Source organism: Pontibacter toksunensis (genome assembly GCF_042686245.1).
Lineage (GTDB): Bacteria > Bacteroidota > Bacteroidia > Cytophagales > Hymenobacteraceae > Pontibacter > Pontibacter toksunensis.
Map to the genome: position 1 here is coordinate 1 of NZ_JBHUOX010000012.1, position 25,273 is coordinate 25,273.

A 25,273-nucleotide genomic window follows, 5' to 3' on the forward strand; every position below is an offset into this window, starting at 1 on the left:
AGACGAGCAGGGTGCCGTCGGTGCCGAAAACCAGCGAGCCCACGCCATGGCTCTCGTGCAGCACCGGAATGCCGGTAGACCTGGTGGCCCCGAGCAGGATTTTGCGGCTGGCGGTGTTGATGCTGTACCCGGAAGCCGTCCTGGAGGCCGTGTAGCGGGTGAGCCTCCCAATGGTGGCGCTGAAGTACTCGTTCGTCGTGGCGCTGTAGCCGGAGGTGCCATGGTGCATCAGGTGGTGCCTGTCCACGGTGTAGAGCAGGTAGAAGTGGCCGTTGGTCTCGAACTGCGGATGCAGGGCAAAGCCGAGCAGGCCGAAGTCCCGCCAGCCTCCCACCTCTTCGCTGATGTCGATGAAGAGCTTTTTCTGGCCATTCTCCACCACCCACACTCTTCCGCGCCTTTCCCACACAAACATCTGGCTGCCCGTACTGTTAAACGCCAGCCCTACCGCCTCATCCCATTGTGTAGAAACTGTAACAGAAGAAAATCCTGCAGGCGGTGTCTGGGCATAGAGTTGCTGCCTGCCTAAGCCAGCAAAGGTCAGCAGCAGAAGTAACATCACCCTCAGCAGTAAAGAACATTCGCCGGTTGCCCAGTTGTAAGCAGGGTTGCAAACCCCGGTGCTGTTAAAGTTCTTTCTTGTTAAACATTGACAAATTGAGGCACTCCCGCCCCGCAGTTTGTTTAGCTTGTTGTTGAATGGCATGGAAAAAAACGCTTAGAATGGGTGAAACCAATAATGGAATTATGATGGGTGGGTGTATGTAAATTATAATGATCATTTAATGACATTCTATCCTTTATGGATAGTTTTCAAACACATGTAGGAGAAGAACAAGGTGTCATACAAATCTGAAGATTTTGTTTGGGAGCTTTGATAGACAAAGCGCAGGTAATGTCAGCACAAGGGGTACAGCCACCCATGAACAGGTGGAACACATCGTGGATATAAAATTCCTACATCAGGAATCTGAGATAGTGAATGATGGCAGGAATAACACTAGGTTGGGTAGCGCTTGCCACACAGGTTAGAAGGAAGAGCAATAAATTAACTTGATGAAGAGTAGTCCAGGACTTGCTTCACTAAGCTTTTTTTAAAATGTAGATTTTTTCCATAATAGAAGCCTTGGTATTTAATTCACGAATATCTATACTATTGTTTTCTCACATTGATCTAGTGTTTATACGTAAGGCTGCGTTAGAAGGATAGTTGAAAAGTGAAATAAAATCATATTTTTTTCTTAAACATGACCCATGCCGAAAAAGTAATGAAAGAAACCTAAAGGAAAAAACATTCTCTGTTACTAAGATAAAATGTTAAGCTAAAGGCTCGGCAAGCAATGGAAGTAAAAATGATTCAACCCGGCTGCCCCCGTCAGTTCCATACGCATAGTTCTTCTGGTGAGGTGAGCCTACCCCACTGCCTGATGCTTTCTGCTGGTTAGCCGGGTAAAGCTGACTGTCACTTATATTAGCAAACTACTTTCAAGCAAGATATGCATGCTCCTCTACTCTGTGCAGGTGGGTGTAATAAACACGGAGTTAAGGCGGGCACTGGAATGGGCAAATTTGAAAAGTGTCAATATTTCTTCCCTGCCGGCTTTAAGGAACGTGAGTTTTGGCTGATGCAGGGAGCCCGATTCGAAAGCCGGTGTTGACAAAGTATAAATACAAAAGGCTCCCTTTTACAGGAGCCCTTTATAGAAGTTCGTTAAAACCTCTTCAACTTTTAGCCAGCCTCTTTTACGACTGCATTGGAAAGATGTTGCCTCAAAGTATCTTTTTGCTTATATGTTGAACAGATGTTACCTCTTCCGAGAGGTACGTGCGCATGTCAGGCAGGGAAAAAACAGCTTTCATTTTAAACGGTTTAGCTACTGCTGAGCTCTTAAACTCTGCTGAAGATACTGTTTATCCAGCTTCACGAGTTTCATTTCAAGCTTTTCCTCCTCCGGCTGGCTCCCCAGCACCAGCACATAACCTGGTTTGGCAGGATAAACATAGGAGACTACATCATACCTGTTTGTGACGTCAATCTTATCTGTTACCTGTTCATTATTATCAGCATACGTAATGTTTACGAGCGTTTTTTCTCTGAACTTACTATTTTTTACTTGCCTGTAATTGATGAAAGTGGTGTTAAAGCCTGACTGGCTGTTTTCTTCCTGTGTAAACTGGTAGTCAAAGCCCCCGTTCATGTTTATAACCAGGCCTGCAAGACCGGCTCCATAAGCTCCTGTTCCGGGAGGAAGAATGCAGTCTGTCTGGTCTTTCTTATAGAAACTGATTTTTTCCAGGTTCAGGTCTGCACCGAGAGTATAGATCATCATGTTGCCGATAACACCTTTTATAGTGCTGGTGCCACCGCCCAAAACAGAAAGGGCAATACCTACTCCATCCGCCTTCAGTTTATACTGTTCTGCCACAATGTGCTGCCTTCCGTCTGCCCCTCTCACTATTTTATGCACGAAGCTGATAAAGCCTTCCTCCAGGCTCTTTTGAGCCTCCTGCGGCAGTAAAGGGTTTACGTCTTTGTCCCAGGCAAATAACTTCTCAGACAACTCTTTTCCGTCCAGGTCGATACGCTTCAAAAAAAAGCCCATACTTTTACCTTCCATTTCTATGTCTTCGGGGCTGTAGTACTCTCCCATAATAATGAGTTCACCTTTGCTGTCGTCAAAGGAAAAAGAACTGACAGCGAGCTGCTGGGTTTGATCTTTTTCTACGGCCACATCCAACACCTTCTGCCCTGTTTCTATATCGAAAGCAGCCACAAAAAAATCGAGTTGTTTTGATGATTTACCAGGCTTGCGTGTAATAGTAGCCAGTATGTATTTGTCAGTAACCTCGTTCACCAACAGTGATTCATACGCTTTAGAAGTATCCTCTGAGGAGTATGCCCATATCTGCTCAAGGTTGTTGTCATACATTTCGAGTGAAAAGCCTTTCATTTTACCTGTATACCCGTTCCTGACATACCCTTTCTCAGGAACAGCATATAAGTTCAAACCCGAAATTAGTTTGCTCCCTCCATTGCAGGCTACATGCATCTCCTGTAACGCCACATCCTGGTCTGCCTTGGTGAGTCCGGCAAACTGCCTCGAGGCTACTTTGTTGAGTGCCTTGTCAAAAACGTCGATCTCCAGCCTCTTGCTTCTTGAGTTGTAAAAGTAAAAGCTGAATGTCTCCCCGTTAGAGGCTCTTCTAATCAAATGGCTGTTGTAGCGCTCTTTCGGCAACACCACGCTCCCTACCTTCTGCAGGTTCTCATCAAAGAAGTCCAGGCCATAGATATCACTTTTACTTTCGGCCTTCTCAGTACGGTACACCATGGTATAGCCTTTTACTTCGTTTCTTTCATAGATGGGCGTGATAGCTTTTTTGTTGAAGGAAGTAAAGCCTGACAGTGTCTGCGTCTGTGCATGGCTGCCTACTGAACCCAGGAGCATAAGAAGTGTGAAAGCAGTTTTTAGTCGTTTCATGTTATAAGGGTTTAGGGAAATCGTTTTAAATCCTGTTCCTGGATAGCCAGTTCAGGTTATTTTCTTGTTTGTATCTGGAGGAACTTTACACTTCAATATATTAAGGCTACTGCTAATCTCTTTTTGCACTATCCTTAATCTGATTTCAATTTTACTCACTACCTCTATTATTGACTACGATTATAGAATATAAATATTTTAATTAATTACATAATTAATAATCAGCCACGCAAGTTTATTATTCGGGCATGCGCTTCATTTTTGTCTTCGATTAAAGCTTCGACTCATATCACAGGTATAGTAAAAGATATTATTTCACTCTGTACTCAAACTTTTAAAAACAAGCCATTCTATGACCAGAATACTTATTGCTGTACAGTTTCGGTATAGTTGTTTTATCAAACACGTGTACGAAGCATTGCGACATTCTTTTAAGCATTGATCATTTAATATATAAACGTATATAATTTTTCTAACAAAGCAAAAAAAAATATTACCTTCTTTAAAATAGCACTAAGGCGGGGCGTCTGTTTTCCTTTCGTTTTATAAATTGCATAGGTTCGACAGCATATAATTATACTAAACGCAGTATCTGGCACCTGTTGCGATTGGGTTGTAGTGGCAGGTCAATTAACTCAGCGTTCCAGTTGTTTCCCCATGGCCAATACACCAGTTGCCGGGTATTTACTCTGCTGCTGTTCAACTTCAGGTGTTTTTCCCCATAGATTTTTTAAGCCTGTGCAGGTTCTGAGGCAGAGATTCTGTATCTGGTTATATGACTGAATTTCATTTATTTCCCGGAAGAAAGAAAGCTGCTTGTTTAAAGGCATTCCTTTCCTATTAGGATACACACAGCCGGTACCCCTGCTGCACGAAGTTGGGCTTAGATATCTCTTTCTGATAGATGTAAATTTTTCATTTTCGTAGTTCTCAATATAATCCTGATTTTTTTTATAGTAGAAGGCAACCGTTTCAGAAGTTATTGCGTGATGGGGACGCAATACATAATAGAGTGAGCGATACTGTAAGCAAGGAAGTAGAAATTCTTCTTCGGGGTTGTTTGAAAGGAGACCGCGAAGCACAGAGAAAGCTTTACAAGCATTTCTACGGATATGCCATGAGTGTGAGTTTGCGCTACACAAAAGATGCCGAAGAAGCAAAAGACATTCTGAACGACAGTTTTCTAAAGGTGTTCACGAAGCTTCATCAGTATGATCCACAAAAACCCTTGAAAGGATGGATCAGGCGCATCATCATAAACACTGCTCTAGACAGTTACCGGCATAACCTGAAACACTATAACCTGATGGACATAGAAGCAGCTGTGCCTGAGGCTGATGCCTTTAATGTATTGCAGCAAATCAATTTCGAATACATGGTGAGCCTGGTACAGGCACTGTCGCCGGCCTACAGGGCCGTGTTTAGTTTGTATGCTATAGACGGGTACACGCATGAAGAAATTGCCGACATGCTGGGAATAGCAGTGGGGACCTCAAAGTCGAACCTGGCCAAGGCAAGGGCCAATTTAAGAGCAGCATTAAAAGAAAGCAGGATAGATGAGTATAAACAACATGTCTGACGAAGAGCTCGACAACCTGTTCAGGAGGTGTGCAGAAAGCTTTGATCCACCTTTTGATCCGGAAGCATGGGATGCTATGGAAAAAAAACTGGACAGTGTGGAAGGCAGGAATATCTGGTGGCAGAAACTCTTATTCCCTCTCATGATAATTGTTTATACCTGCTCTATGGTAGCAGATACAAAGCTTTCTCATGTACTTACAACATCAGCTGAAATAGAAACAACAACCAGTATAGACAACATAACCTCAATAGACAAACAGCCATACAGCCACAGCGCTGATGATAAAAACGAGCAGCCCATACAGCAAGAACAGAAGCTTTCTTCAGGAAAAAAATCAGACCAAAAGGCAGAAACAACACCTGGTACACCTATAGAAAATAATTTAAAAGAGGCTCAAAGCAAAAACAAGATCACTACGCAACAAATGAAGCCAAGCCTGAGGAAGGTCAGTGACAAAAATGAACTGGGTATGCATCCTGTACAACAGGAAGAAACAGGACAAGATTCTCAGCCACCTATACCAAGTATCATAGCGCTTGGTATCACTCCTGTATCACCCTTACAGGAGGATGTAAAGGAGCATGTAGCAGTTCAGGCTATCTCTGGCAACGTGCAGGACTCAGTTCTTTTTCAAGCAGAATCGTCTTCAGAGGGAAGCACGAAAGCAGACAGTAGCCTGAGCAGGAAACTTACAAAGGAGAAAACATTCCTGAGAAATGTGCAGATAGCAGTGCTTGTAGCCCCGGACTGGACGACAGTTAAATTCAAGGAACCAGATGGAATAAGTGCGAATGCAGGACTGCTCCTCAGCATTCCGCTGACAAAGAAGTTAAGCCTTGTAACAGGGGCTGTATGGGCTAACAAAGTGTATAGTGCTTACCCGAAAGACTATTCCCCTTCTTCAGGGTATTGGAACAGCTATTACCTTCCGGAGTCCATAGATGCCACCTGTATGGTGCTGGACATCCCGCTGAACTTACAGTACCAGGTGCATGCATGGGATAAAAACATCATTGCCATTCAGGCCGGATTATCCAGCTACATCATGCTGAAAGAAAATTATACCTATAACTATAACAGCGGGTATGGCAGGTACAGCAAATCTGTTAAATACGCCAACGAGTACCTGCATTTGTTTGGAGTGCAGAATGTATCTGTGAGTTACGCCCGAAGAATCTCCCCTGCCCTTTCTGTTGGAGTAGAGCCCTTTATAAAAGTACCACTCACAGGTATAGGCGCAGGGCATGTGAAGCTATCAAGCGCAGGTGTCTTTTTTAAAGCCGGCTACACGCTTCAGTTGAAGAAATAATTTGGTTTGGCCAGACCTTTACCCCACGTCCTGACACAGCATGTGCCGTGTTAGCAGAATACCTTTTGACTTTACTTCAGCATATGTTTCACCAAAAATTTTATTCCTATGAAAAAGTTTAAGAAAAACTGGCTTCTGGCCAGCATGCTGCTTTGCCTGATGTTCGTGTTCTGTAGTTGTGATGACGATGATGAAATGCCCAGCAATGAAATAGGCTTCAATGACATCACCTTAACCGGAGCCGCCGAAGTACAAACGAATCCAGTTGTAACAGATGGTGAGGGTGTACTGGACGCTATCTACAACAAAGACACCAACGTTCTTACCTATACTGTCACCTGGGAATTAGGAAAACCTGACGATAAAACAACCGGAATGCACTTTCACGGACCCGCCACCCGCACTGAAAGCGCCGGTGTGATCATACCTATCATGCTGAACAGCGACGCCCCGATGGGTAACATAACAGGACAGACCCGCGCCCTGACACAGGCTGAGGAGGAGCAGCTGCTGAGCGGGTTGTGGTATCTGAACATCCACAGCACAACCTATCCGCAGGGAGAACTAAGAGGACAACTTGATTGAAAAAACAGTACCTGGTTGCGCCGTTCAGGTGCAACCAGGTACTACCACCCCAAAACGCAAAGCCGGAAACATGAAACGTATAACCTTCGCCCTCTTACCATTGCTGATCTTTATGCTTTCTCTGGTGTCAGCCTGTAAAGAGGATAACGAAGAAGACCTGAACCCCCAGCCAACACCACAGCAGAATTGCGACACAAATGCCATCACCTACTCCGAGCACGTGCAGGCTATCTTAAAAACAAACTGCTACAGTTGCCACAGTACAGGAATAGCCTCCGGAGGTGTGGTCCTGGATACGCATGCAGGCGTTAAGGCACAGGCAGACAACGGGAAACTGGTCGGGGTGGTATCGCACACTGCCGGGTTCAAACCTATGCCACAGGGCGGGGCTAAACTATCAGATTGCAATATTGCGAAAATAAAGAAATGGGTAGATGACGGCGCAGTGAATAACTGATCCTTAAACAAAAGAAACAGCATATGCTCAGGATACTGATTTTTATAGCGATGATACTCCCGGTTGAACTTCAGGCACAAGAGCGCTACTAAACTAAAAGCGGGAACATCTCCTTCTTTTCTGAAGCTCCGCTGGAAGACATTGAAGCGCATAACAAGCATGTTGTTTCTTTCATTGACTTCAAGACCGGGGAAATGGTTTTTTCTGTGCCGATGGAAGCTTTTGAGTTCAGGAAGTCGCTCATGCAGCGCCATTTAAACGAGAATTATGTGGAGTCGAAAAAGTATCCGAAAGCTACAATTAAGGGTTTTATCTCAGATATAGATGGCGTAAATCTCTCCCGAGAACATTCTTACCTGGTCGATATTGAGGGAGAGCTGACGATACATGGTGTCACCAGGAAAATCAAGACAAAGGGAACACTGGACGTGAAGGGGAAAAAAGTGCTGGGAACTTCTAAATTCTCCGTTACGCCGCAGGAATTCAACATCGAAATACCCCGCATTGTCCGCAATAACATAGCGAAGCGCATCGATATTACCGTGGACGTACTGTATGAACCTTATACCGGCAAAAACCTTTGATTATGCTACGCTTCCGCACGCTAATTACCTTTATGCTTCTAGCTGCAACTACAGAAATTCAGGCGCAGTACGTCCTGATGGCCTTAGCCGAAGCGCATGATACCACTATCTTGGAGGAGGCAACCTCAATTTTCAAAGCAACCCGCCTCGTGAACGGCCATACCGTGGAAACGAACGGAAGGTGAACTGCTCTTCCTTATCTCCCACCGTTTTGGCCCACTCAACAGCGGCGCCTATGAGTTCTTCGGCCTGGACCAGGCCACAATTCGACTTGCACTGGAGTATGGCATAACTGCGAGGTTAACAGTAGGCGCAGGAAGAAGTTCGCTCGAAAAAAAATATGACGGTTTTCTGAAGTACAAGCTGCTGCAGCAATCCGCCCCAAGAAAAACTCCTGTCACAGTGACTTGGCTTTCCGGTGCGGCCATCACAACACTCAAGTGGCCAAACCCCGAGCAGCAGAACCTTTTTTCCTCCAGGCTATCTTACACGCATCAGTTGTTAATAGCCAGAAGATTCAACCGAAGGCTGTCCCTGCAACTCTTTCCGACGCTCGTGCACCGCAACCTGGTGAAAACCCGCCAGGACGAAAACAACGTGTACGCACTTGGAGCAGGAGGCAGGTTTATGCTGACCAAAAGGACATCTTTTAATTTGGAGTACTTTTACCTGCTACCTGGTGAAACCGCAAAGAACTTCAGAAACGGTCTTTCTTTTGGTTTTGATATTGATACAGGTGGCCACGTGTTCCAGCTCATTTTCACCAACTCTCAGGGCATGGTAGAGAAATTCTTTGTACCCCGGAATGATGGCTCATGGGCTGACGGGGACATCTTTTTCGGTTTCAATATTTCAAGGGTCTTCCAGTTGAAAGAGAAGAAAAGCTGGTAAGATGTTCCCTGTGCTGCACCTGCTGCGAAGAGCGTAAAGAGGCCGCCCTTTATAAACCTGGGGTGATGACAATTCTTCAACCGCCGCCCAAAAGTTGTTTTTTAATTAAAGCTGCGAAAGAACCTGAAAAAGCCCTGCGGTAGAAATTCTGAATATACGCGGCGTTGGATGTACACTTGTAACCCAACATGTCTGCAGAAGTGACTCTTCTCCCGCGCTAACATCCAGTTTAAGCAGGCAGGAGGTAGAAATCCCACCTTCTCCCCTGTTCTGTCTTTTTTATTTGTCTAAAAAACAAATAATCTCCGTACGAGAGAAGATGGCGATTTTAGTTAAGAACTCCGACACAAACTTATACACGCAGGTTTACCCAAATAGTGGAAAGGACACGGTGATTTTACTTCACGGGGGACCAGGCGTGCCTGAAAACTTGGACCCGGTGATTGACTATTTAAGAAAGGATTTTCAGGTAATTTATTTCCATCAGCGTGGCACACTGAATTCCCCGTGCTCGTCTGGCAGCTTTTCCATGGACAGCTACATCTCTGACATCGATAGTATAGCAGCATATTTTAAATTAGACAAATTTCATCTATTCGGCCATTCATGGGGAGGGTTGTATGCGCAGGTATATGCGGCGAAAAGGCAGGATAAACTAAGAAGTGTATTTTTATGTAGCCCCGCCACCGGCACTAACTGGCAGTGGGCAAAAACGGTACTTGAAGTGGGTAAATTTCATAAGAGAAAAAGCACTGGTCCAGAGTGGGCAGCGATGGTTAAAAATTCAGCGCTCGGTATGCTAGGCAGTTACAAGGCTTATGGTAAGTTCTATACCCAATTCTCCACCAACTGCAACAGAGACTTTAGGGTAGATAATCCTGTGCAGGTAATGGTAGACCATATAAAGGCAAAACCCATCACCCGCACCTATTTTTCGCTGCTGTTATACCCTCCTCTTCCGAAGGAAGCAGAGCCTGGCTTTAAAATGACAGTCGTTTTCGGAGATGATGACATTTTCGGCGACAGCACCTCGTACGTCAAAAAAAGATACCCCACCTGTACTTTTATTATTTTACCCGCGAGCGGTCATTTCCCATGGTTCCATAATGTAGAAGCATTCTTTACAGTATTGGCAGATCATTTTGATGTTGACAGACCAGCCAGTGTTACCTTCAAAGAGTAACATAACTTAAGAAAGCAGAAAGGCTAAAAACTCACTTAACATGTACGCGCGTCCTTTACTTCCTGCAGTAGCGCTCCCGCGCCGCTACTATCTGGTGCAAGTTCAGCTTTGCCCAATCTGCAAGCTCAAGAAGTTTCAGTAGCAAGCTTTGCCCCAATTCTGTTAATTCATACTCTACCCTCGGCGGTATTTCAGGGTAAACAGTCCTTTTCACCAGACCATCTTCCTCCAGTGAGCGCAATGTTACAGTAAGCATACGCTGCGAAATGCCTGCAATCAACCCCTTCAGTTCATTAAACCGGAGCTTCTCGTTACGGCCCAGCATGAGAATGGTATAGATAGACCACTTGTCGCCAAAGCGCGCTAAGACATCCTTCACAGGGCAACACTGCGCAGCTGCTGCCTTGCCATCCATTATTTCAGCTATCTTTTCCTGAACCTTAACGTGCTGATTGTCAACTTTAGTTACTGCCATGATACTGAGTATTGGTAATGTGCCTTCTTGACTAAGACAAAGATACTGAATACTTTTAAGTTACCAAAAGTAACTTAGTACTGAATCATTACTTAAACTTAATTGTTAAACATACATGAACAAGATAGTAGAATCACTGGAATGGCGGTACGCTTCCAAGCGCATGAACGGTAAGAAAGTCCCCGCCGAAAAAATCAATAATATACTGGAAGCCATTCGCCTTGCTCCTTCCTCTATGGGGCTGCAGCCTTACACCGTGCTGGTGATAGAGGATGAGGAACTGAAGAAGAAGATACAGCCGATAGCTATGAACCAGCCACAGATTGTGGAGAGTTCGCACCTGCTGGTGTTTGCGGCCTGGCACAATATCACACCGGAGCATATAGGTGAGTATATCAGCCACACGGCCACTGTTCGGAACATGCAGGAAGAGGCGCTAAGCGATTTCAAAAATACCTTGCTGAGCATAGCTGAAAACAACACACAGGAGCAAAATTTCACCTGGGCAGCTAAGCAGGCCTATATCGCTTTTGGTACCGCACTGGTTGCTGCTGCTGCCGAAGAAGTGGATGCGACCCCGATGGAGGGCTTCAATAATGCTGCGCTGGATGAGCTCTTAAACCTGAAGGAAATGGGCCTGCGAAGCGTGACCTTAATGCCTTTAGGCTACCGTGACACAGAAAATGACTGGCTGGCAAACCTGCCAAAGGTACGACGACAGAAGGAAAAACTGTTTATCCTGCAGTAAGACCTGGGGGGAGCCCCGTAGAATAAAAGGGAAAGCTGAGAAACAGCACAATTAAAAAGGAAAAACTAGAATGATGACAAAGCAGAAAATAAAGATAGATATAGTCTCTGATGTAAATTGCCCCTGGTGCTATGTAGGCGAACAGCGCCTGAACAAAGCCATGGGAGAGGCAAATGAAAGCTATGATTTTGATATTTCCTTCAGGCCGTATGAGCTGAATGCTAATATTCCGCAGGAGGGAGTGGACAGGCTGGAATACTTTAAAAAAGCGTACGGTCCAAACATTGTGTCGCAGATTGATGCCATGAACCAGCGCCTGAAAGACGCCGGGTCGCCGGAAGGAATTGAGTTTAATTTCGACAAGCTTACGACAGTGAACAATACCTTCAAAGGGCATAGGCTTATTTGGCTGGCGGGTGAACTTGGTGTGCAGGAAGCGGTAGCCCATGCACTTTTCTACAACTATTTTACGGAGGGCAAAAACATGAATGATACTGCTGTTCTGACGGAAATCGGCATGGCCAATGGTATTCCTGCTGAGCGGCTGGAGGGCTTCTTCGAAGGTGAGGAAGGCAAGAAGGAGGTCCGTGAGATGGAACAATGGGCGCAAGCATCCGGCATTACCGGTGTTCCAGCCTTCATCATCAACGACAAATACCTTGTGAGTGGGGCACAGCCTGCTGATACTTTTCACCAGGTGTTTGCACAGGTTGCTCCCCTGACACCAACATTTGAGGAAATAGCAGCAGAAGGACAAAGCTGCAGCGTTGATGGCATCTGCTAAATACAGCTGCCATGTATGTACAAAAACGCCCGGGCAAATGCCCGGGCGTTTTTGATTCCACAGGAAAAAACTCCCTGTTTCTTTACTGCAGCGGCAAACCTATCTGCCTGGCCTGTGCGGCGTGATCTCTGGCGCCCCAGCGCTTCTTTATCTTTTCATTCTCAATTACAAACCATTCCATTGCCGTCAGTTCATAGGTCTTACCCGTTGGCTGGTTGCCCATAAACTGACCTTTAAACGTGCCGCGTTCAGTATATCGCACCGCTACAGTGTCACCATCGGCTACCATTCCCTCTATTGTTAACTGCATACCTAGCCCGGTTACCAACTGTTCCCATACTGGCATAACTTTTTCCATCAGCCCTTTGCCAAACACGCCCTGGATTTCGGCATCAGGCGCAAAAAGCGACCTTAATATATCCATATTCCCTTCGTTGAATGCCTTTACATAGGCTTCTACAATTTTTTTGTTTTGTTCCTGCTGTGTCATGCGTATAGTTGCTATAGAAGAGTTGCTAAAATTTAGTACAGGTACAGCATTTATACAAGCAGAGAATTGAAAACAGGATATTCTGTGGCAGTAGATGCGCTCGACTCCATTTTAATTCAGAGACAATTATGGATACAAAATACACAACCCCTCCGCAAACAAGAATCGGGCATGTGCACCTAAAAGTAGCTGACCTGGACCGGGCATTGAAGTTCTACTGCGACCTTCTGGGCTTTGAACTCACAACAACTTATGGGGAAGACGCAGCTTTTATTTCAGCTGGGGGCTATCACCACCACATCGGGCTGAACACCTGGTACAGCAGGAACGGCTCTCCTCCCCCAAGGACTAGCACCGGTCTCTTCCACACCGCTATTCTGTACCCTACCCGCAAAGACCTGGCTGCTATTTTCAAAAGACTGCAGAATGCTGGTTATGCTCTCTCAGGCGCAGCAGATCATGGAGTGTCCGAAGCGCTCTACCTGAACGACCCTGACGGCAACGGTGTGGAGTTGTACTGGGACCGCCCCAAAGAGCAGTGGCCATTTAAACCGGATGGCTCTCTGGAAATGTACACGCGCCCGCTGGACTTTGAAAGCCTCCTGAAAGAATTGGAATAACCTGAAGCACTCCAACGCAGGCACGAGGTGATATCCGTACTTTCAATAGCAGATCAGGTGCAGTATAAAAATTCAAGCCTAACCATGATCAGGCACATCCGGGACCCGTCTCTACACGTTTTAGAATGAAATGGAAACTCTGCTTTCCAGGCATACAGCAACGTATTTGTAACCACATGAATCAAAGTATAATATTCAAAACAGAGGCCTATGTGAACGGAGCATGGACAAAGGCAGCAAGTGGCAAAACTTTTGAAGTGACTAACCCTGCCACAGGGGAAGTGCTCGCCTCTGTTCCAGACATGAACCGTGAAGATGTCCGTAAGGCTATTGACGCGGCTGATGCTGCCTGGCCTGCTTACCGTGATTTAACTGCCAAAGAACGGTCTGCCCTCCTGCGGAAATGGTTTAATCTGATTATGGAGCGTAAGGAAGAACTGGCCCACATCATGACCATCGAATCCGGGAAGGTGATGTCCGAAAGCCTAGGCGAGGTGAATTATGGCGCCGCGTTTATAGAATGGTTTGCAGAAGAAGCAAAACGCACCTATGGCGACGTTATACCGCCCCATACAAAAGACAGGCGCTTAGTGGTTATTAAACAATCCGTGGGTGTCGCAGCCGCCATCACTCCCTGGAATTTCCCGCTGGCTATGATCACCCGAAAAGTAGGTCCTGCGCTGGCAGCAGGAAGCCCGGTTGTTATAAAACCCCCGTCAGAAACACCGCTCACAGCCCTGGCACTTTCAGAGTTGGCAGAGCAGGCTGGCTTTCCGCCTGGTGTATACAATACGATAACATCAACGGATAGCAGCGAAATAGGAAAAGAGCTTTGTGAGAACCCAAAAATCCGGAAGCTGTCCTTTACTGGTTCTACACCGGTGGGCAAGATACTGATGCAGCAAAGTGCCGCCACCTTAAAAAAAATGTCGCTGGAATTGGGTGGCAACGCGCCTTTCATCGTGTTTGATGATGCTGATATGGATGAGGCCGTAAAAGGCGCTGTAGTATCGAAGTACCGCCACAACGGGCAGACCTGCGTTTGCACGAACCGCATTTTAGTGCAGAAAAATGTGTATGACGTCTTCGTGGAGAAATTCACCCGCGCGGTACAAAGCCTGAAAACAGGAAACGTGCTGGATCCCGATATACAGATAGGCCCGCTTATCAATGAAGAAGGGCTAAAGAAGGTTAAAGAGCATATTCGTGATGCTGTGGATAAAGGCGCCAGAATCACAACAGGAGGAGAAGCTGCAGAAGGGCTTTTCTTTCAGCCAACTGTTCTGGCAGAAGCCACTGAGAACATGCTGATTGCCCGGGAGGAGGTATTCGGACCTGTAGCCCCTGTTTTCCGGTTCAGCACAGAAGAAGAAGCGATCCGGATGGCTAATGATACGGAATACGGGCTTGCTTCCTACTTCTACAGCAAAGACGTGAACCGCTGCTGGCGCGTAGCAGAAGCACTGGAGTATGGCATGGTCGGCATCAACGAAGGCTTGATCTCTACGGAAGTAGCTCCTTTCGGGGGTATAAAAGAGTCCGGGTTCGGACGGGAAGGCTCCAAATACGGCATAGACTACTTTATGGATATAAAATACATGTGCTTCGGCGGAGTTAAAGCTAAATAATCTCCGGTTGAGAAATGAAATGAAGCCTTTTACAAAAGCACACAACTAAAATGGTCATGATAAAAGTAGCGGTAATGATAGGCAGCACACGCCCTGGCCGAAATGGTGAAGCGGTGGCAAAATGGGTGTATGAGCTGGCTCTGAAGAGAACAGATGCCACCTATGAACTGGTAGACCTGCTCGACTTTAACCTGCCTCTTCTGGATGAGCCATACCCACCTGCCATGCAAAAGTATACAAAACAGCATACAAAAGACTGGTCAGCCAAAGTTGCCTCTTTTGATGCCTTCGTTTTTGTGACTCCTGAATACAACCATGGTGTGCCCGGAGCGCTTAAAAATGCACTTGATTTTCTGTATAAGGAGTGGAACAACAAAGCAGCCGCATTTGTGGGCTATGGCAATACAGGTGGAGCCCGCTCTGTTGAGCACCTGAGGGCAACGATGGCGGAGCTTCAGATAGCTGATGTACGGGAGCAGGTAGCCTTATCCTTATTCACCGACTTTGAGAACTACAGCATATTCAAGCCGGCTTCTTTCCATGAAAAGAAAGTAAACCTCATGTTGGATCAGCTGGTTCTCTGGGGAACAGCAATGAAGCAGGTACGGGAGAACTTGTCAAACAGCTAATGCCATCATAAGAAAGCTATTAAGTGAATCTCATACTACAATCTGACATTAGAGTATGAACGCAAAAAGACTGGCTGCAGAGAAAGCAGTGGAATATGTCAAAAACGGAATGGTGGTTGGGCTTGGTACCGGCTCTACCGCCACCTGGGCTATCAATGCATTAGGAGAAAAAGTGAAAGCGGGTCTGGAAATCCAGGCCATAGCAAGTTCTGTAGCATCTGAAAACTTAGCGAAGCAGTACGGCATCAGTCTGATAGATTTTTCAGAGCTGAATATTATACATGTCACCATTGATGGGGCAGATGAGGTTGACCCGAAGGGGAACCTGATAAAAGGCGGCGGTGGAGCATTGCTCCGGGAAAAGATCATCGCCTATAACAGCAAAGAATTTATTGTAATTGTGGATGACACAAAACTGGTGAATACCTTAGGCAAATTTCCCTTACCAGTCGAGGTAGTGCCATTTGCTGTAGATTTAACTTTAAAGCAATTAAGGAACCTGGGAAGTACGGCCATCATCCGGAAAAAAGACGGGAAAGAGTTTGTGACTGACAACGCGAACCTTATCGCAGATTGCTCTTTCGGTGAAATACAAGATCCGGACAAACTCAATACAAGCCTCTTGCTTATTCCGGGGGTGGCAGAATGTGGCTTGTTTTTGCATTCTAAAGTGTCTCAGGTTATTATTGGATACACAGATGGCACTGTAGATTTTCTGTAATCAACTGTTTTGCCTGAAAAATTCTCAGAGAATAGAAAAGTCCTGGCTGATAATTCATAATTTCGACTATACCGACCTTCAACATAAAACTATGAAACCAGCCTGGCCAGAACTCTCCTTCACTGAATCAAGAGAGACCTATGAAACCATTCACCTGTGGACCCAGATCGTTGGGAAAATCAGGTTAAAGAAAATGCCATGGATAAATCACTCCTGGCATGTTACTCTTTATGTTACCCCTACCGGCCTGACCACTGCCGACATGAAGGATACCGTAAAGCATTTTGAGATTGATTTTGACTTTGTACAGCATCAGCTGCAAATCAAAACCAGCGAAGGCGAATCCCGCTCTTTTAAATTACATGGACTTTCGGTGGCTGGTTTCTATAATAAAGTATTAAAGACGCTTCAGGACTTAGATATAGAAGCAGAAATTCATCCTGTTCCGAACGAACTTGAGAATCCAACCCCTTTTCCTGAAGATGAAACGCATGCCACTTATAACCCAGACCAAGCAGCCGCTTTGCATCAGGCACTGCTTCGCTCACACGATGTCTTTACTCAATTCAGGTCCAGGTTTAATGGTAAGTGCAGCCCGGTTCACTTCTTCTGGGGCAGCTTTGATTTAGCTGTTTCCCGTTTTTCTGGTCGTGACGCACCGAAACATCCTGGAGGAGTTCCCAACCTGCCCGATTGGGTGGCGCAGGAAGCTTATTGCAAGGAAGTATGCAGCTGTGGCTTCTGGCCAGGAAATGAGGCTGTTCCCTTTGCCGCTTTTTACAGCTATATCTACCCTGCTCCAGAGGGTTATCAGAATGCCACTATAAAACCCGAGCAGGCTTATTACCATGAAGAGCTGAGAGAATTTGTACTGCCTTATGAGGTAGTGCAGCAGGCGGAGAATCCACAAGCCATGCTGCTGGATTTCATGCAAAGTACCTATGAGGCAGCTGCTGCACTGGCACAATGGAACAGAAAAGCACTGGAACAGGAGAATTATTTAGGAAAAGCGATGTCAGACCGTGGAGCTTATATGCAAGCTAAAAAAGAAGAATAGACTCCATAATTTCCAATCCTTTAGCTTCAACATAGATAAACCAGTACATAAAAATGCCTCTCGGCCTATTAGCTAAGAGGCATTATTATGTAAAGTCTTATACCTTTTAAGAAAGAGATTTTAATACTATTCTAAGAGCATAAGCTATTGAGGTTACACATTCTTTTCATCAGAGGTCTGCCCTTCAGACAATGGTTCTTTTGGGTTTAACTTGTTGGTGTCGTCGCCCTTCATGCTTTTTAATGCACCTGATTTATCTTCATTGGTGATAATGCCCCCAACACCTACTTTGCCCAGCGATTCGCCGCTACTCTGTGACGTTGTAGCACTATTTTTTAAAACTTCTGCATCTCTGTTATAGGTAGCATCTGTTTTGGCAGTACTTTCTTTCCCCTGATTCTGATCCTTGTTTTTATCTGTATTCATATCTTTTCTTTATTAATGATAATGCCCTAACAATTAAGGGCTATAGTCAATTTTACGGGGCCAGGGCATGCTGGTTAAGGAGAAACGGAAATATGTCCTCCTAAAAAGCAGGACGAAATCTTATTACTTCTGTTCTGATGTAATTTCTACTATCAGAAAAGCTGCTTTTCCTTTGTTATCATAGGCCACATCCTGCTGTATATTAGTATAACAAGTCTTATTTTGTTTAGTGGCTGCACTGCTTTGATGTTATAGGCACTGACCTTTGTACATTTTACTTTAAGTATCAGCACCATTTTATACTTCATTCTGTCAAATCTGCAGTTGATCTTTCTGTTAAAACAGGCAAAAATCTTCCTGCCACATTTAAAACCAAAAGGGGATCTGCCTAAGCAAATCCCCTTTTGGTTTTAAATGTGCAAAGTAATTTAGAGGTTAAAGCGCCTTTTTAGCTGCAGGTTTACTCCCAGCGAGTACGGCCGCAATCCCAGTGGTTCTCTCTCTTTAAAGGTAGAACCTATAAAGTAGCTCATCGTCGGCATCAGCATGATCTCATACTTCTGAAGCACTGAGACGTTATATCCCACTCCTACCTGCAGGTTGTAGTTAGACTGCTCCAGTATGTTTTCTTTGGATGGGAAAACCACAGTCTCTGTCCATTCGCCATTGCTGAACTGCCTCGTTTCTCCCTTTATGAGCAAGTTCGCGCCGCCAGCCACCGTTAGGTTAAACCTGCTGTTGCCCCTCTCCAGGAAGTACTGCGTTATACCCAGTCTCAGGCCGCCATAGGCGTATGAACTAATCAACTGACGCTCTTCCGTTACAAGCTTTGACTCCACTACAATCTGCCCATTATTCGACTGCTTTACGCTGAAAGTGTCAATCTGGCCGGTAGTAAGCGTGTAGGCAACATTCTCCTTCAATTGCATCCAGCATAGCCCTGCTTCCACAAACAGGTTTGGAGCCAGCACCCTGCTGAAGTTAGCGCCGAACTCATACCCCATCCGCTTCGGGTCCAGTTGGTTCACGTTGCGAACACTCATAATGAGAATCTCATCATTTGCGTTGGGTATGAACTTCCGGAAAGCATAGCGCGGCGCGAAATACACACCAGCAGCCCACTCGTTTTTGCTTGGTAGCCGCTTTTCTACCACTGCCGGTTTCTTTTCATTTTTGTCCTTTTTATCAGCAGTAACGGCAGGAACAAGCTGAGGAGACATCTCCTGATTAACATTATCTGAGACCGTTCCTTCTACCGCACTTAACGTTGATGTAGTAGTTGTTTCTATTGCATTTTTACTTTTTTCTGTTTCTACTGGCATTATATTTTCAGTTGTTATAGCAGGAATGCTGGCAGGAACAACCAGCTTTTCTGGTCTGCTGCTACTCCTCCTGTCGGGTCTATTTGCTGTAGTCACATTTTCAGGCGCCCTGTCTGGCAGCAGGACGATGTGTGGAATGGTGCTTTTCTCAGCTGTGTCAGCAAGACCAAGAACCCCTCCTTCCGGTACTGTGTTTTCAGCTTCTGAAATATCAATTTTGTTTTCTACCTGCCTGCCTGCTTGTGTTATCCGGCTACCAGATGCTGTCTGTTCCCGGGCAACAGGTGATTGTGCCGCAGCAAGGGGCACCGGCTGGGGAGTAGCTGGAGAAGGCGTCTTTATATTGTTCAGTTTACCGGCATCAGCAAGTGGAGTTGCCCCGCTGCTGATGGCTTGCACTTCTACTGTTTCCTCCTGTTGCAAGTTATTTGTGTGTACATGATAGGTGCCAAGGCCTGTCAGGAGCAAGAGCAGCAGCGAAAGGAGCCACCACAGTGGGCGCCAGTTCTTTTTCGGCTGAACCTCTGCCTGTATACCAGCCCACACTCCCACAGGCGGCTCCTCTTCGAGTTCCAGCATCTTGCGCCTTATCTCTTCAAGTTCTTTATCCGTTAGCATGCTTCAGACATTGATTGTTTAAGAAGGATTTTCTGTAGAGAGGCTTTTGCTTTTGCCAGTTGAGACTTAGAGGTTCCTTCCGCAACGTGAAGTGCCTCCGCAATTTCCCGGTGGTTAAATCCCTCTACTACATACAGGTTAAAAACCAGCCTGTATCCCTCAGGCAGCTGGTTTATGATATTCATCAACTCCTGGCCGGAAATCTGGCTGATGATGTCCTCAGTGGACGGTGTGCTTTCTTCAACTGAACTGTAATCCAGTTGATCCTCAAATTTACGATTTTTGTGGTAGTGGTTGATAGCTGTATTGACGAAAATGCGGCGCATCCATCCTTCAAAAGAGCCGCCGTTATAGGTATCGAGGTATTTAAACACTTTCACAAACGCATCATGAAAAATGTCCTCCGCCTCAAACCGGGACCTGGTATAGCGCACGCATACAGCCATCATCCGCCGGGAGTAGAGCTGGTACAGCTTCTCCTGCGACGATGCTTTCCCCTGTTTGCATCCTGCAATTATTTCTTCTTCAGAAACCACGTAGCGTTTAATTTACCATGTCCTTGCAACCATAATCCTGATAGTATTCATATACCGGAGCAAAAGCTGACTTACTTATCCTTCACAATTATTTTCACATTCACTTCCTGGTAATCTGTCGAGTTTGGGCCATCATCACCATGTGGGTAAACACGATAGGTGAAAGTATCTTCTCCTACAAAGTTTTTATTAGGACGATAAATAAAAACTTCATTCTTTACACCTTCCCAATAATTCATATGGTCCATTTTTCCATTATCAGGCCCCATAAACTTAACAGCCCAGCTTGAATTGGGGTAAAAGCAAATGACGTCGTTTAAAAATACTCTTATTGCTTTTGATTGATTTCTGGTAGTTACTAATGTGTCTGCGGTAAGAAGCGTCTGGCACATATAAGGATCACTGAATGGTGGAGCTTCAACAACAAACCTAATCATCGCTGTTTTGCAAATCCCCCCGCTGCACACTTCATAGGTAGCACTGTCTAAACCCACATAACCCGGTGCTGGCTTATACCCCATGATCTTCTCATTATCATGCGCATAATTGGGGTAAAGTTCTCCATGCACCGGCTGATTGTAGGTTATCTTATCATAGATTTCTACTGTGTCATTAACTGCACTGTATACCCTGCTGTCCTTTGTATTGTAAACATAGAGGAGGTCGTCGTTTAATTTAAAGTTGGTGAAGGTGACTGGAGCCACATCTTCTTCTACTTCTTCACAACCGCAGAGCCCCAGGAAAGCCCCTGCCATGGCCAGAAAAAAGGCTTTTCGAACAGCTGTTACATTTTTCATTTCTCCGTAATAAGGTTTCTGAGGGTAAGACAGGGACTTATGCGAAAGCGTTGTCCGGCTTCTAAAATAATTTTAAAATTCATCTTTACGTGATGCCCCACCCTTTGAGAAGCGAAAATGTATCTCTAATATAAATGAATCATGTCACATCACAATTCATTTTATACCTGTTTTATAGCTGTATAATACCAAATTTACTTAGTTTTAAACTACTGTTTGCAAAGCAGATGAAAAGCCTGCTATCTTCTTTTTCAGCAATACATTCAACGACAAAGGTGAATACAGACTTCCTGAAAACAAATCAGCCTGCCACAATTGTGGCAGGCTGATTTGTTTTCAGGAAGTCTGTATTCATAATTGCCTGTTATGCGCCTGTCGGAGTTATGTGAGGAGCCGCCGCCGGAACCGCTCGGACCGGCACCATAGGTACCTCCGCCCATGGAACCATAGCCCCCATAGTTGCCCGCAGAACTGCCATACATTTTATTACCGAAAGACCCACCCTAGTTACCACTTTCGTAGCCTATACCGGGGCCATAGTTTTTTCCGCCGTAAGAGCTGCCCATGTCAGCACCGTATTCATCTCCAAAGTGTCGGATGCCGTAGTTGGGAACTCCCCGGTTTGAGTTCGGGAATTCATCACCTATACCACCACCATAGCGTGTACTGCTCAACCTGTCCCTGCTTCCGGAGTAGTAAGGCTGCGCCTCCTGCATGTTATTACCACCCTGATCGCTGTTCAGGGTATTGTAGCGGTCAGAGGTACCGTCGAAGCTTGAAATGCCGTATCCCTGCCTGATATTACCCTCCCTCCTTTGCTCCTCCATGAAATTTTTGGCGTAACCCGTGTCCCTATCCTCATCATTGCTGCGATAGTTACGGAAACGGCCTCCCCTGTCATTGTCTCCCCTGAAGCCGTTCCTATTGCTTCTATTGTCGTTGTCCCGGTAATCGAGGCTTCTGTAGTCTCTTTCAAACTGCTGTTTCAGTTCATGCCCGCGTCCGTCGTCGTGATCATACCTGTTGTACCGGTCGCTTTCGTACCTGTTGTCACGTCCATAGTTGATTCCGTCATAGTTGTCGTCATCGTACCAATGCTGGTTGCTGTAGCCGCCATTGTTATAGCGGTCTCTGTCATATCGTTCCATAGCTTGTATTTAAGTTGCACATATTTTATTTTTTTAAACGGTAGCCTTGCTACCCGGTTTAGAACAATTGTCCTGGTACTGGCTAACTTCACTTAAATCAACTGTCAGCACTGTTTTGTCAAAGCTGCTTTAGAGACTGCTTATCCAGCGACTCAACTGCAGCCTTATCCAGCGATTTCAAACAACCAGCATAAAACACCAGCCAGCTTCAAGCTGCTAAACCCAAGGTTTTCCATGAGCTGTATATGCTGCCTCTGAAAGCAGGAAATGTGCGGGCAAAGGAGATGACTTTTGCCTTGAACAGCTTCCAAAGGAGACGCAGCCACGCTTTACAGTAAGTGGAATGTTTGATTTAATCTTTAAATTTCTTTATTCGAGGCTGTTAGGAGCACTCAGCAATGTCTAGAAAAGAAAAAACAAAAGAGCCAAAGCAACGCTTTGGCTCTTAATATTCATAGACACAATATTCAGGCTACGTAGATAAAATGACCAATCTTAGCCACCTGTCCTGTTCAATTCATCCAGGTTGTTGTTGCGGCGGCGCTCCTCCAGTTTCTGTCCTCTGCTGAAGTTATAGCGCAGTGTAAGGCCTACGTTGCGGTTCCGGAAGTACTGGTTAAAGTCATTCACGTTTCCTTCGCCCACCAAAGCCGCTATGATAAGGCGCTGGCTCTTGAATATATCATTTGCGTTGATGGTAACATCCAGCTTCTCATCAAAGAAGCTTTTCTTTAGCCCCAGGTTTACCCACCAGCGGGGCTCCACAACGTACAGCGCGTAAACTGCCGGTCCCTGATAGGTGCCATTTACCTCCAGGCGCAACTCCTTCGGCAGAAGAATGTTGTGGTTTGACTGGATTGTGTAAGATACCTGGTCGTTTACCACCTGCACTTTATTTACCATCGTGCTATACTTGTTATAAGATGCAACCACGGTGTTGTTGGTATCCCAGTTCTTCATTATTTTGAAGGGAGCAACACCTGTTACACTCAGGTTCTTTGATTTATCAGCATTACCGATGTAGTAGATAGTGGTGGAGGTTTCAGCTTCTATGGCAGGCAGCTCCACAATGACGTCCTCCGTAAGCTGATAGTTTAGAATCAGGCTATAGTTTTTCTTGAATATCTGGGTTATACCAACAGCATGGGTGTACTGTGGCCGCAGGTACGGATTTCCCTGCCAATATGTATAAGGATCACGGTAGGAAAAGAAAGGATTTAACTGCCCGTAATTAGGACGTTGCAGTCGGCGGCTATAGCTGTAGTTAATCTCATAGTTCTCGTTTACCTTCTGATTCAGGAAAAAGCTTGGAAAAAGGTTCAGGTAGTCTCGTTCAGTAACCTGTCCTGTGGTTCTGGACTCTCCTCTGGATTGGGTCTGCTCAGCTCTTAAACCCGCCTGTACATTGAACTTCTCTCCCAACTTGCTGCTCCAGGTAATGTATCCGGCATAAATGTTTTCATCATAGATGAAGTGGTTTGTACGTCTTAAGTCCAGCACAGGCACTTCACTGTTATTAAAGAAAAACCGGGAATCGTTATCAGATATTACCCGACTGGCTTTAGCGCCTAGCTCCAGCTTGTTACCTCCGGCAAAAGCCTTGGTGAAATCGATTTTTGCGGCATAGATATCAAAATTGTTCGGCGTACTGGTATAGAGAAAGTCTTTCGCAACCGGGTCATCAGTAGCCAGTGAGTCGAAGTAATTATAGAAATTTGACTCCCCGTCATTCATTATTTTCACATAGTCCAAATCAGCCGTTAAGGTAGTGCCCAGTGTGTCGAACTTGCCTGCATAGTGCAGGTTATTGGAGAAGTTGGTAAAGCGGTTGGTGCTGTAGTTATTCGCATCGATGTAAAGTGCAGGCTGGTTCGGAGCGGTGCCTATATAGGTGTCTGTCAGGAAATCCGTTTCTAAAAAATTTGTGCCGTAACTCGTCGTAAAGCCAATACTCTGGCGGTCGTTCAGGCTATAGTCTGTTCCTAACCGCACAAAAGGAGGCCCCTCCACCTCATAGTTGCCTGTGGCTACCTGATCAAAATAAACAGTTTCCGTTTCTCCTTTAAATACCCGCGTAAAGGTGGCCTCCCGCCCACCGACACGACGCGCTGCATCAAGGTTCAGGAAAGAATTCCATTTACCGCTTTTGTAGTTGATGTTGCCCCCTGCTGAGTAGCCATGTTGCTTTCCGTTGTACCGATAACTTGCGTTCAAACTCCCGTTCATCCCCTGCTGTGTGTTCTTCTTCAGGTTAATGTTCAGGATGCCGGAAGAGCCTTCTGCGTCGTATTTAGCAGATGGATTCGTGATAATCTCAATGTTTTTGATGTTCTCCGCAGCCATACCCTCCAACAAATTGCGCAGATCCCGCGCAGACAAATAGGTCAGTTTTCCATCGAGCATAATGGTGACGCCAGCCCTTCCATTGAGCTGTATATTGCCCTCCTGGTCTATGAAGACTCCCGGTGACTTGGCTAAAACCTCATAAGCGGTACTCCCGGCTGCCATGGCGGTACCTTCCACATTCACTATCATTCGGTCGGCTTCCTGTGTTATAGTAGGGCGCAGCGTCTGCACGTTTACCTCCTTCAGTTGCGTAGAAACCGGGCGCAGCATTACAGGACCGGTTACCACTTTAGGGTTGCCTGCCGTGACAGATAGCTGCCGAATGGTTTTGGTGTCGTAGCCGATAAAACTGAAGGTGATATCATAGTTACCAGGTGCTACACCAGTAAAGGCAAAGCGGCCGCCGCTGTCGGTGAGGGTTCCACTGGTGGCTTGTGTGGAGCCACTCTGCAGCAGGGCCACAGTGGCATATTCAATGGGTTTACCTGTGAAGGAATCTACCAGCTCTCCGGAGATGGTACCAATGCCTTTCGTGGTTTCCGAAGCGGGTGACTGGGGATTGTCCTGTGCCAAACCAGCCAAAGTGAGGCTGAGGCACAGGCATAGTTGTCCCAGCAAAAAGAGGAGACTTTTTTTCATAGTTTTAGAAGTATGCGTTTATGTATTTTACCGGGTCCGCTGTTGCACCTCAAAGACAATGAGAATTTCCGAAGGTTGCACGGGGCTCAGCTTATTTAAATATTCTTTTCTTCTTTATCAGGAGACGACACTGGCAAAAAAACATTACACAACCCTGTGGACTTTTTTGTGGCCGGGGCTTAAAAGCAATGGGAAAAAGAGGAATGGATAGGTGTC

The 25,273-nt window shown here is 45.7% G+C and carries 27 protein-coding genes; 15 read left to right on the forward strand and 12 right to left on the reverse strand.

Annotation, left to right across the window (positions count from 1 at the left end; genetic code table 11):
• The 3 genes from ACFS7Z_RS15735 to ACFS7Z_RS15745 all read right to left on the reverse strand — a co-directional run.
• A partial coding sequence (locus ACFS7Z_RS15735) for a PQQ-dependent sugar dehydrogenase (protein WP_377486404.1) occupies window positions 1-706 on the reverse strand: 706 nt, incomplete at its 3' end.
• Window positions 707-1,874: 1,168 nt separating this feature from the next.
• Window positions 1,875-3,482 carry a DUF6770 family protein gene (locus tag ACFS7Z_RS15740; protein ID WP_377486407.1) on the reverse strand — a complete coding sequence of 536 codons (1,608 nt, stop codon included), beginning with the start codon at window positions 3,480-3,482 and terminating at the stop codon, window positions 1,875-1,877.
• A 635-nt stretch (window positions 3,483-4,117) separates the two neighbouring features.
• Window positions 4,118-4,564, reverse strand: a complete 447-nt coding sequence (locus ACFS7Z_RS15745) for a hypothetical protein (RefSeq protein WP_377486851.1) — start codon at window positions 4,562-4,564, stop codon at window positions 4,118-4,120.
• On the opposite strand from ACFS7Z_RS15745, the gene ACFS7Z_RS15750 reads away from it, so the two are divergent.
• From ACFS7Z_RS15750 to ACFS7Z_RS15785, 8 genes are all read left to right on the forward strand, one after another.
• Window positions 4,495-5,061: an RNA polymerase sigma factor gene (locus tag ACFS7Z_RS15750; protein WP_377486410.1), complete on the forward strand. Its 567-nt coding sequence runs from the start codon at window positions 4,495-4,497 to the stop codon at window positions 5,059-5,061. The two genes, ACFS7Z_RS15745 and ACFS7Z_RS15750, sit on opposite strands and share 70 nt — an antisense overlap.
• Window positions 5,054-6,373 (forward strand): hypothetical protein, encoded by a 1,320-nt coding sequence (locus ACFS7Z_RS15755; RefSeq protein ID WP_377486412.1) that lies wholly within the window; start codon window positions 5,054-5,056, stop codon window positions 6,371-6,373. Before ACFS7Z_RS15750 ends, ACFS7Z_RS15755 begins: the two co-directional genes overlap by 8 nt.
• 108 nt (window positions 6,374-6,481) lie before the next feature.
• Window positions 6,482-6,958, forward strand: a complete 477-nt coding sequence (locus ACFS7Z_RS15760) for a CHRD domain-containing protein (protein WP_377486415.1) — start codon at window positions 6,482-6,484, stop codon at window positions 6,956-6,958.
• Entirely contained in the window at window positions 6,951-7,415 is a 465-nt protein-coding gene (locus ACFS7Z_RS15765; RefSeq protein WP_377486419.1) for a hypothetical protein, read from the forward strand. Before ACFS7Z_RS15760 ends, ACFS7Z_RS15765 begins: the two co-directional genes overlap by 8 nt.
• 173 nt (window positions 7,416-7,588) lie before the next feature.
• Complete coding sequence (locus ACFS7Z_RS15770) at window positions 7,589-7,999, forward strand: YceI family protein (protein WP_377486842.1); 411 nt, start codon at window positions 7,589-7,591, stop codon at window positions 7,997-7,999.
• 2 nt (window positions 8,000-8,001) lie between these two features.
• Window positions 8,002-8,184 (forward strand): hypothetical protein, encoded by a 183-nt coding sequence (locus ACFS7Z_RS15775; protein ID WP_377486422.1) that lies wholly within the window; start codon window positions 8,002-8,004, stop codon window positions 8,182-8,184.
• A 13-nt stretch (window positions 8,185-8,197) separates the two neighbouring features.
• A complete protein-coding gene (locus ACFS7Z_RS15780) occupies window positions 8,198-8,890 on the forward strand; it encodes a DUF5777 family beta-barrel protein (protein WP_377486845.1) in 693 nt (230 codons plus the stop codon).
• Window positions 8,891-9,209: 319 nt separating this feature from the next.
• Window positions 9,210-10,073, forward strand: a complete 864-nt coding sequence (locus ACFS7Z_RS15785) for an alpha/beta fold hydrolase (RefSeq protein ID WP_377486425.1) — start codon at window positions 9,210-9,212, stop codon at window positions 10,071-10,073.
• Window positions 10,074-10,128: 55 nt separating this feature from the next.
• On the opposite strand, the gene ACFS7Z_RS15790 is transcribed toward ACFS7Z_RS15785, so the two are convergent.
• Entirely contained in the window at window positions 10,129-10,548 is a 420-nt protein-coding gene (locus ACFS7Z_RS15790) for a winged helix-turn-helix transcriptional regulator (protein WP_377486428.1), read from the reverse strand.
• A 115-nt stretch (window positions 10,549-10,663) separates the two neighbouring features.
• Here ACFS7Z_RS15790 and ACFS7Z_RS15795 point away from each other — a divergent pair, with 115 nt between their 5' ends.
• Both ACFS7Z_RS15795 and ACFS7Z_RS15800 read left to right on the forward strand, forming a co-directional pair.
• Complete coding sequence (locus tag ACFS7Z_RS15795; protein WP_377486432.1) at window positions 10,664-11,296, forward strand: nitroreductase family protein; 633 nt, start codon at window positions 10,664-10,666, stop codon at window positions 11,294-11,296.
• A gap of 70 nt (window positions 11,297-11,366) precedes the next feature.
• Entirely contained in the window at window positions 11,367-12,080 is a 714-nt protein-coding gene (locus tag ACFS7Z_RS15800; protein WP_377486435.1) for a DsbA family oxidoreductase, read from the forward strand.
• A gap of 82 nt (window positions 12,081-12,162) precedes the next feature.
• On the opposite strand, the gene ACFS7Z_RS15805 is transcribed toward ACFS7Z_RS15800, so the two are convergent.
• On the reverse strand, window positions 12,163-12,570 hold the full coding sequence (locus ACFS7Z_RS15805; RefSeq protein WP_377486438.1) for an ester cyclase: 408 nt from the start codon (window positions 12,568-12,570) through the stop codon (window positions 12,163-12,165).
• A gap of 128 nt (window positions 12,571-12,698) precedes the next feature.
• Between ACFS7Z_RS15805 and ACFS7Z_RS15810 the strand changes: the two genes are divergently transcribed.
• The 5 genes from ACFS7Z_RS15810 (at window position 12,699) to ACFS7Z_RS15830 (ending at window position 17,225) form a co-directional block, all read left to right on the forward strand.
• A complete protein-coding gene (locus ACFS7Z_RS15810) occupies window positions 12,699-13,190 on the forward strand; it encodes a VOC family protein (RefSeq protein WP_377486441.1) in 492 nt (163 codons plus the stop codon).
• 176 nt (window positions 13,191-13,366) lie between these two features.
• Window positions 13,367-14,818, forward strand: coding sequence for an NAD-dependent succinate-semialdehyde dehydrogenase (locus ACFS7Z_RS15815; protein ID WP_377486444.1), 1,452 nt, complete (start codon window positions 13,367-13,369; stop codon window positions 14,816-14,818).
• A gap of 56 nt (window positions 14,819-14,874) precedes the next feature.
• On the forward strand, window positions 14,875-15,447 hold the full coding sequence (locus tag ACFS7Z_RS15820) for an NADPH-dependent FMN reductase (protein ID WP_377486447.1): 573 nt from the start codon (window positions 14,875-14,877) through the stop codon (window positions 15,445-15,447).
• 55 nt (window positions 15,448-15,502) lie between these two features.
• Entirely contained in the window at window positions 15,503-16,168 is a 666-nt protein-coding gene (rpiA, locus tag ACFS7Z_RS15825) for a ribose-5-phosphate isomerase RpiA (RefSeq protein ID WP_377486450.1), read from the forward strand.
• Between the two features lie 91 nt (window positions 16,169-16,259).
• Complete coding sequence (locus ACFS7Z_RS15830; RefSeq protein ID WP_377486453.1) at window positions 16,260-17,225, forward strand: DUF5996 family protein; 966 nt, start codon at window positions 16,260-16,262, stop codon at window positions 17,223-17,225.
• Window positions 17,226-17,378: 153 nt separating this feature from the next.
• Here ACFS7Z_RS15830 and ACFS7Z_RS15835 read toward each other — a convergent pair whose 3' ends face one another.
• From ACFS7Z_RS15835 to ACFS7Z_RS15865, 7 genes are all read right to left on the reverse strand, one after another.
• Complete coding sequence (locus tag ACFS7Z_RS15835) at window positions 17,379-17,651, reverse strand: hypothetical protein (protein ID WP_377486456.1); 273 nt, start codon at window positions 17,649-17,651, stop codon at window positions 17,379-17,381.
• Window positions 17,652-18,079: 428 nt separating this feature from the next.
• The gene (locus tag ACFS7Z_RS15840) at window positions 18,080-19,591 is read right to left on the reverse strand and encodes a hypothetical protein (RefSeq protein ID WP_377486459.1); all 1,512 of its coding nucleotides are present in this window, start codon (window positions 19,589-19,591) and stop codon (window positions 18,080-18,082) included.
• Window positions 19,585-20,127 (reverse strand): RNA polymerase sigma factor, encoded by a 543-nt coding sequence (locus ACFS7Z_RS15845; protein ID WP_377486462.1) that lies wholly within the window; start codon window positions 20,125-20,127, stop codon window positions 19,585-19,587. Before ACFS7Z_RS15845 ends, ACFS7Z_RS15840 begins: the two co-directional genes overlap by 7 nt.
• A gap of 71 nt (window positions 20,128-20,198) precedes the next feature.
• Entirely contained in the window at window positions 20,199-20,924 is a 726-nt protein-coding gene (locus ACFS7Z_RS15850) for a hypothetical protein (protein WP_377486465.1), read from the reverse strand.
• Window positions 20,925-21,187: 263 nt separating this feature from the next.
• Window positions 21,188-21,406: a hypothetical protein gene (locus ACFS7Z_RS15855; RefSeq protein WP_377486468.1), complete on the reverse strand. Its 219-nt coding sequence runs from the start codon at window positions 21,404-21,406 to the stop codon at window positions 21,188-21,190.
• A gap of 21 nt (window positions 21,407-21,427) precedes the next feature.
• Window positions 21,428-22,072, reverse strand: a complete 645-nt coding sequence (locus ACFS7Z_RS15860) for a hypothetical protein (protein WP_377486471.1) — start codon at window positions 22,070-22,072, stop codon at window positions 21,428-21,430.
• Window positions 22,073-22,567: 495 nt separating this feature from the next.
• Window positions 22,568-25,057: a TonB-dependent receptor domain-containing protein gene (locus tag ACFS7Z_RS15865; protein ID WP_377486474.1), complete on the reverse strand. Its 2,490-nt coding sequence runs from the start codon at window positions 25,055-25,057 to the stop codon at window positions 22,568-22,570.
• Window positions 25,058-25,273 lie beyond the last annotated feature (216 nt).

Excerpts from the sequence above, each read along its gene's own strand:
- ACFS7Z_RS15740 (WP_377486407.1), bottom strand. The coding sequence starts at position 3,482 with ATGAAACGACTAAAAACTGCTTTCACACTTCTTATGCTCCTGGGTTCA.
- ACFS7Z_RS15755 (WP_377486412.1), top strand. The coding sequence starts at position 5,054 with ATGTCTGACGAAGAGCTCGACAACCTGTTCAGGAGGTGTGCAGAAAGC.
- ACFS7Z_RS15760 (WP_377486415.1), top strand. The coding sequence starts at position 6,482 with ATGAAAAAGTTTAAGAAAAACTGGCTTCTGGCCAGCATGCTGCTTTGC.
- ACFS7Z_RS15775 (WP_377486422.1), top strand. The coding sequence starts at position 8,002 with ATGCTACGCTTCCGCACGCTAATTACCTTTATGCTTCTAGCTGCAACT.
- ACFS7Z_RS15785 (WP_377486425.1), top strand. The coding sequence starts at position 9,210 with ATGGCGATTTTAGTTAAGAACTCCGACACAAACTTATACACGCAGGTT.
- ACFS7Z_RS15790 (WP_377486428.1), bottom strand. The coding sequence starts at position 10,548 with ATGGCAGTAACTAAAGTTGACAATCAGCACGTTAAGGTTCAGGAAAAG.
- ACFS7Z_RS15795 (WP_377486432.1), top strand. The coding sequence starts at position 10,664 with ATGAACAAGATAGTAGAATCACTGGAATGGCGGTACGCTTCCAAGCGC.
- ACFS7Z_RS15800 (WP_377486435.1), top strand. The coding sequence starts at position 11,367 with ATGATGACAAAGCAGAAAATAAAGATAGATATAGTCTCTGATGTAAAT.
- ACFS7Z_RS15805 (WP_377486438.1), bottom strand. The coding sequence starts at position 12,570 with ATGACACAGCAGGAACAAAACAAAAAAATTGTAGAAGCCTATGTAAAG.
- ACFS7Z_RS15810 (WP_377486441.1), top strand. The coding sequence starts at position 12,699 with ATGGATACAAAATACACAACCCCTCCGCAAACAAGAATCGGGCATGTG.
- ACFS7Z_RS15815 (WP_377486444.1), top strand. The coding sequence starts at position 13,367 with ATGAATCAAAGTATAATATTCAAAACAGAGGCCTATGTGAACGGAGCA.
- ACFS7Z_RS15820 (WP_377486447.1), top strand. The coding sequence starts at position 14,875 with ATGATAAAAGTAGCGGTAATGATAGGCAGCACACGCCCTGGCCGAAAT.
- rpiA (WP_377486450.1), top strand. The coding sequence starts at position 15,503 with ATGAACGCAAAAAGACTGGCTGCAGAGAAAGCAGTGGAATATGTCAAA.
- ACFS7Z_RS15830 (WP_377486453.1), top strand. The coding sequence starts at position 16,260 with ATGAAACCAGCCTGGCCAGAACTCTCCTTCACTGAATCAAGAGAGACC.
- ACFS7Z_RS15835 (WP_377486456.1), bottom strand. The coding sequence starts at position 17,651 with ATGAATACAGATAAAAACAAGGATCAGAATCAGGGGAAAGAAAGTACT.
- ACFS7Z_RS15840 (WP_377486459.1), bottom strand. The coding sequence starts at position 19,591 with ATGCTAACGGATAAAGAACTTGAAGAGATAAGGCGCAAGATGCTGGAA.
- ACFS7Z_RS15850 (WP_377486465.1), bottom strand. The coding sequence starts at position 20,924 with ATGAAAAATGTAACAGCTGTTCGAAAAGCCTTTTTTCTGGCCATGGCA.
- ACFS7Z_RS15855 (WP_377486468.1), bottom strand. The coding sequence starts at position 21,406 with ATGTATGGCAGTTCTGCGGGCAACTATGGGGGCTATGGTTCCATGGGC.
- ACFS7Z_RS15860 (WP_377486471.1), bottom strand. The coding sequence starts at position 22,072 with ATGGAACGATATGACAGAGACCGCTATAACAATGGCGGCTACAGCAAC.
- ACFS7Z_RS15865 (WP_377486474.1), bottom strand. The coding sequence starts at position 25,057 with ATGAAAAAAAGTCTCCTCTTTTTGCTGGGACAACTATGCCTGTGCCTC.